Source organism: Vibrio sp. 10N.286.51.E5, assembly GCF_041469125.1.
In the GTDB taxonomy this organism is placed as follows: Bacteria; Pseudomonadota; Gammaproteobacteria; order Enterobacterales; family Vibrionaceae; genus Vibrio; species Vibrio crassostreae_C.
This window is the reverse complement of sequence record NZ_JBFRJZ010000026.1, coordinates 192,911-198,910: the sequence shown is the minus strand read 5'-3', so window position 1 is coordinate 198,910 and position 6,000 is coordinate 192,911. Positions and strand designations below refer to the sequence as shown.

Below are 6,000 nucleotides of genomic sequence, written 5' to 3'. Positions count from 1 at the left end.
AAGATCATCGGTATGACAACGTTCGGCGAATCTGCACCAGCAGGCGAGCTATTCAAGATGTTCGGTTTCACTACTGAAAACGTAGTAAACACCGCGAAAGAGCTTCTTGCTTAATCATTGATTGCTAGCTTAGTGCTAACAATGAAATGAATAAAAAAACCGAGCGCTGAGCTCGGTTTTTTGTCTCTGGGATTTGTTTCTCCTAGACTCATCTCTATAAGCAACAGATCAATCTGTCATGAACAAGCTGAGTTATTCAAGTAATGCCTTTTGGGTAGGATTCAGTTATCATCTGTTGCACGAAATTTTGGTTAGATGTACGGAACTATGCTAAAAGTCGCGATAAATGGATTTGGACGAATAGGGCGTAATGTATTGCGCGCTGTCTATGAAAGTGGCAAAAGCCAACAAATCAAAGTAGTAGCGGTCAATGAGCTTGCTCAGCCTGACGCTATGGCTCACCTATTGCAGTACGACACTAGTCACGGCCGCTTCGGCAAGAAAATCTCCAACGATCAAGAGCACATCTATGTCCATCACGGCATTGGTGCTGAAGACAAGGGTGAGTTCGATACCATTCGTATCTTACATCTTGCTGATATTGAGCTGTTGCCTTGGCGTGACCTAGAAGTGGATATCGTTCTCGATTGTACCGGTGTTTATGGTTGCCGAGATGACGGCCTCGCGCACATTGCTGCAGGGGCGAAAAAGGTACTGTTTTCTCACCCCGGTGCCAATGACCTCGATAACACCATTATCTATGGTGTGAACCACGATACCATCGAAGCGGACCACCAAATCGTTTCCAATGGTTCGTGCACCACCAACTGTATTGTCCCTATCATTAAGGTTCTTGATGACGCCTTTGGTATCGAGTCCGGTACGATTACGACTATTCACTCTTCAATGAATGATCAACAAGTTATCGATGCGTACCACAGCGATTTGCGTCGTACTCGAGCAGCAAGCCAATCGATCATTCCTGTCGATACCAAGTTGCATAAAGGTATTGAAAGAATCTTCCCGAAATTTTCCAACAAATTTGAAGCTATATCTGTGCGTGTGCCGACGGTAAACGTAACAGCGATGGATTTAAGTGTCACAATTAATGCAAATGTGAAAGTTAATGACGTAAATCAAACCATTGTTAATGCATCCCAGTGTACATTACACAATATAGTTGACTATACTGAAGCGCCGCTCGTTTCCATCGACTTTAATCACGATCCCCATAGCGCAATCGTTGATGGTTCACAAACGCGAGTGAGCAACGGCCACTTAGTTAAAATGCTAGTGTGGTGTGATAATGAATGGGGCTTTGCGAACCGAATGCTGGATACGGTTCTTGCAATGCAAGCTTCTGAAGGCAAGAAGTAAGACCTAGAAGCAAATGTGCGGATTATTTATTTTTTAGCTTGAAATAAATACTAAGAGTCCACATATTATTAGTAGTGAAAGAATTACCAGTTGAATAATTTATAGGCTTAGCAGGGTTGCTGAGTTTCCAAAACTTTATATTTATTTAAATTTGAGAGGACAAATCATGTCTGTGATCAAGATGACTGACCTGGAACTTGCAGGTAAACGCGTATTTATCCGTGCTGACCTAAACGTACCAGTAAAAGACGGTAAAGTAACTTCAGATGCACGTATCCTTGCATCTCTACCAACTATCAAACTTTGCCTAGAAGCTGGCGCAAAGGTAATGGTTACTTCTCACCTTGGTCGTCCTACTGAAGGCGAATACAACGAAGAGTTCTCTCTAGCTCCTGTAGTTAACTACCTAAACGACGCACTAGACTGCGAAGTTAAACTAGCTAAAGATTACGTAAACGGCCTAGAGCTAAACGCTGGTGAACTTGTTGTTCTTGAAAACGTTCGTTTCAACAAAGGCGAGAAGAAGAACGAAGAAGCACTTTCTAAGCAATACGCTGCACTTTGTGACATCTTTGTAATGGATGCATTCGGTACAGCTCACCGTGCACAAGCATCTACTCACGGTGTTGGTACTCACGCTCCTGTAGCATGTGCTGGTCCTCTTCTTGCTGCTGAGCTTGAAGCTCTTGGCAAAGCAATGGACAACCCAGAGCGTCCGCTAGTTGCTATCGTTGGTGGTTCTAAAGTATCGACTAAGCTAACAGTTCTTGAATCTCTATCTAAAATCGCTGACCAGCTTGTTGTTGGTGGTGGTATCGCGAACACATTCATCGCTGCTGAAGGCCACAACGTAGGTAAGTCTCTATACGAAGCTGACCTAGTTGAAACGGCTCAAAAGCTAATGAAAGAGTGTGCTATCCCAGTAGCAACTGACGTTGCATGTGCTAAAGCATTCGACGAAAACGCAGAAGCTGAAATCAAGCACGTTTCTGAAGTTCAAGACGACGACATGATCTTCGACCTTGGTCCAGATTCAACTGCGGCACTAGCTGAAATCATCGGCAACGCGAAAACAATCCTTTGGAACGGCCCTGTAGGCGTATTCGAATTCAAGAACTTCGAAGCGGGTACAGCTGGTATCTCTAAAGCAATCGCTGAGTCTGCAGGTTTCTCTGTAGCAGGTGGTGGTGACACGCTAGCAGCTATCGATAAGTTCGGTATCAAAGCTGACGTTTCTTACATCTCTACTGGCGGTGGCGCTTTCCTTGAATTCGTTGAAGGTAAAGTACTTCCTGCAGTAGCAATGCTTGAAGAGCGTGCTAAAGCATAATTGATTTAGAAAGGCGAGATGTGAATCTCGCCTTTTAACGTTTGCTGCATATCACACTTTTTTGCTAGAATGTCATAAGTTGTGAGCAAACGATTGCAAGTTTTTAAACTTAAGTTTTTTAATCTTAAAACGATAGAATAAATAGGACTATTTCCATGTCTAAGATCTTCGATTTTGTAAAACCTGGTGTGATTTCTGGCGATGACGTACAGAAAGTATTTGAAGTAGCAAAAGAAAACAAATTTGCTCTTCCTGCTGTAAACGTTGTTGGTACTGACTCTGTAAACGCAGTACTAGAAGCAGCTGCTAAAGTTAAAGCTCCAGTAGTTGTTCAGTTCTCTAACGGCGGCGCTGCATTCTTCGCAGGTAAAGGCGTTAAACTTGAAGGTCAAGGCGCACAAGTTCTTGGCGCTGTAGCTGGTGCAAAATACGTACACGCTGTAGCTGAAGCTTACGGTGTTCCAGTTATCCTGCACACTGACCACGCTGCTAAGAAACTTCTTCCATGGATCGACGGTCTACTAGACGCTGGTGAAGAGTTCTTCGCACAAACTGGTAAGCCTCTATTCTCTTCTCACATGCTAGACCTTTCTGAAGAGTCTCTAGAAGAGAACATCGAAACATGTGCTAAGTACCTAGAGCGCATGGCTAAAATGAACATGACAATCGAGATCGAACTTGGTTGTACTGGTGGTGAAGAAGACGGCGTTGATAACTCTGATATGGACGCATCTGAGCTTTACACTTCTCCAGAAGACGTAGCATACGCTTACGAGAAACTAATGGCTGTTAGCCCACGTTTCACTATCGCTGCATCTTTCGGTAACGTACACGGTGTTTACCAAGCTGGTAACGTTGTACTTACTCCAACTATCCTACGTGACTCTCAAGCATACTGTGCAGAGAAGTTCGGTATCGCACCTAACGCTCTAAACTTCGTATTCCACGGTGGTTCTGGTTCTTCTGAAGCAGAAATCCAAGAGTCTATCGGCTACGGTGTTATCAAAATGAACATCGATACTGATACACAGTGGGCAACTTGGGACGGTATCCGTCAGTACTCTGCTGACAACTTCGATTTCCTACAAGGTCAAATCGGCAACCCAACTGGCGAAGCTGCTCCAAACAAGAAGTACTACGATCCACGCGTATGGCTACGTGCTGGTCAAGCTTCAATGGTTGCTCGTCTAGAGAAAGCATTTGCTGACCTTAACGCTGTAGACGTACTATAATTCTTTGAATTAAGTACTCTTTAAGTTTTAAAAACCCGCTCATTGAGCGGGTTTTTTTATATCTGATAAAAAATTGTACTAAATATGTGAAAAACCTAGCGTGCGGTGAATAAATTTCGTAGTCTTTTAGTTATCGGTATTTGTGTTTATCGGTAAGTTTTAATAATTCAAAAGCTTACATAAATATGACTTTGCAATCTGTCAAAGATAGGATATCGTGCCGAAAAACTGAACTTGGTTCAGTTTATAAAAAGGACTTGGCTTTAATTTACTTTTAACACAATGACTTAACGGTAATTACACTGTTTATTATATTGCAGAGTAAATGAGGCTTAAGGCAGTTTAGCCCATAGCATATTATATAGAGGATGCACATTATGGCTGATAGTTCGACAGCGATTGAGACTCCACTTGTGGATGGTTTGTCTCAAGCAGAGCAGTGGTTAACAAATAATTCAGATTTATTTATCCAATATGGCGTAAATATCATTTCAGCACTGATAATTCTATTTATTGGTAACCTTATTGTTAAAGCAGTAGCGAATAGCGTGTCTAAGGTTCTTCAGAAGAAGAAAATGGACCGAGCAGTTGTGGAGTTCGTCCATGGTTTAGTTCGTTACTTGTTGTTTGTGATTGTTTTAATTGCTGCACTTGGTCGTTTAGGTGTTCAAACGGCATCTGTAGTTGCTGTTATTGGTGCGGCTGGTTTAGCCGTTGGTCTTGCACTACAAGGCTCACTATCTAACTTTGCTGCTGGTGTACTTATCGTTGCATTCCGTCCATTTAAGTCTGGTGACTATGTGGAAATTGGTGGTGTGGCAGGTTCAGTTGATTCTATTCAAATCTTCCAAACGGTTCTAACAACGCCAGACAACAAAATGGTTGTAGTACCTAACGGTAGCGTTATCGGCAGCCCAATCACAAACTATTCTCGTCATGCGACGCGACGTATTGATCTAATGATTGGTGTTTCTTACAACGCTGATCTTCAGAAGACAAAAGCGCTACTGACTAAGATCTGTGAATCTGATGAGCGTGTACTGAAAGAACCTGGCGTTCAAGTTGGTGTTCATACGCTTGCTGATTCTTCAGTTAACTTCGTTGTTCGTCCATGGGTTAGCACTGCTGACTACTGGAATGTTTATTTCGACCTGATGCAAGCAATCAAAGAAGGCTTGGATAACGAGGGTATCGAAATTCCATTCCCGCAAATGGATGTACACATGAATAAAGTAGAAGCTTAATTCCTAGTTAGTTTTTATAACTATAAGCTTTTATAAGGAAAGGCGGATAACTTAGGTTATCCGCCTTTTTTGTTGGTTTCATGAAGCTAAATAGATTTACCAGTATTGCTCAATAAGTCCATCGGTAAGCACCGTTGCTATGGCGAACATCATGGTTGCGACTGCGATATCAATGCCTTTCTTAACCTTAGGTTTAGATAGCGTCGGGCCTAGTTTTGCAGCGCCTAATGACAAAGAATAGAACCAGACGAACGAAGCCAATATAGTCCCCATAGCAAATGCAATTCTGTCGTTGCCTTCAAATTGCCCACCAATGGATCCAAGAATTACCACGGTATCCAAATAGAGATGTGGGTTTAATACTGTTACTGCCAATGCCCCTAAAATAACGGTGCGCTTGCCACGCGCTAATATCTCACCTTTCGACTCATCACTGGTGCGCACTTTGAATGCACTGCGTAGTGAGAGCAAACCATACACAGTCAGAAAAGCGATGCCACCTAGTGTCACTGAGGTAAGCAGTAATTCATTTTGCGACAAGATCGCTCCGCCGCCAAAAATGCCTAATGAGATAAACAGAGTATCGAGCAGGCTACAAATCGTTGCTGTCGTTAAATGATGATTGCGTTTTATCCCTTGATTTAGGACGTACGCATTCTGAGCGCCAATAGGGATAATCATACTTGCCCCTAGACCAAAACCTTGTAATAAAACCCAAAAACTCATTTTAACCTCCACTTATTTAACGATATTTACGTGCTATATGGCGAAGATACTCTGACCCTTTAAATAAGTATAATTAATGATTTTAATCCAT

5 protein-coding genes are annotated in these 6,000 nt (G+C 42.5%); 4 read left to right on the top strand and 1 reads right to left on the bottom strand.

Annotated elements, in window-relative coordinates:
• Nucleotides 1-327: 327 nt before the first annotated feature.
• From epd to mscS, 4 genes are all read left to right on the top strand, one after another.
• Nucleotides 328-1,377, top strand: coding sequence for an erythrose-4-phosphate dehydrogenase (gene epd / locus AB4161_RS10585; RefSeq protein WP_032545627.1), 1,050 nt, complete (start codon nt 328-330; stop codon nt 1,375-1,377).
• 166 nt (nt 1,378-1,543) lie between these two features.
• On the top strand, nt 1,544-2,707 hold the full coding sequence (locus tag AB4161_RS10580; protein ID WP_372083306.1) for a phosphoglycerate kinase: 1,164 nt from the start codon (nt 1,544-1,546) through the stop codon (nt 2,705-2,707).
• 155 nt (nt 2,708-2,862) lie between these two features.
• Complete coding sequence (fbaA, locus tag AB4161_RS10575) at nt 2,863-3,939, top strand: class II fructose-bisphosphate aldolase (protein ID WP_010435694.1); 1,077 nt, start codon at nt 2,863-2,865, stop codon at nt 3,937-3,939.
• A gap of 377 nt (nt 3,940-4,316) precedes the next feature.
• A complete protein-coding gene (gene mscS / locus AB4161_RS10570) occupies nt 4,317-5,183 on the top strand; it encodes a small-conductance mechanosensitive channel MscS (RefSeq protein ID WP_017063201.1) in 867 nt (288 codons plus the stop codon).
• Between the two features lie 96 nt (nt 5,184-5,279).
• On the opposite strand, the gene AB4161_RS10565 is transcribed toward mscS, so the two are convergent.
• Nucleotides 5,280-5,909, bottom strand: a complete 630-nt coding sequence (locus tag AB4161_RS10565; protein ID WP_017059061.1) for a LysE/ArgO family amino acid transporter — start codon at nt 5,907-5,909, stop codon at nt 5,280-5,282.
• Nucleotides 5,910-6,000 lie beyond the last annotated feature (91 nt).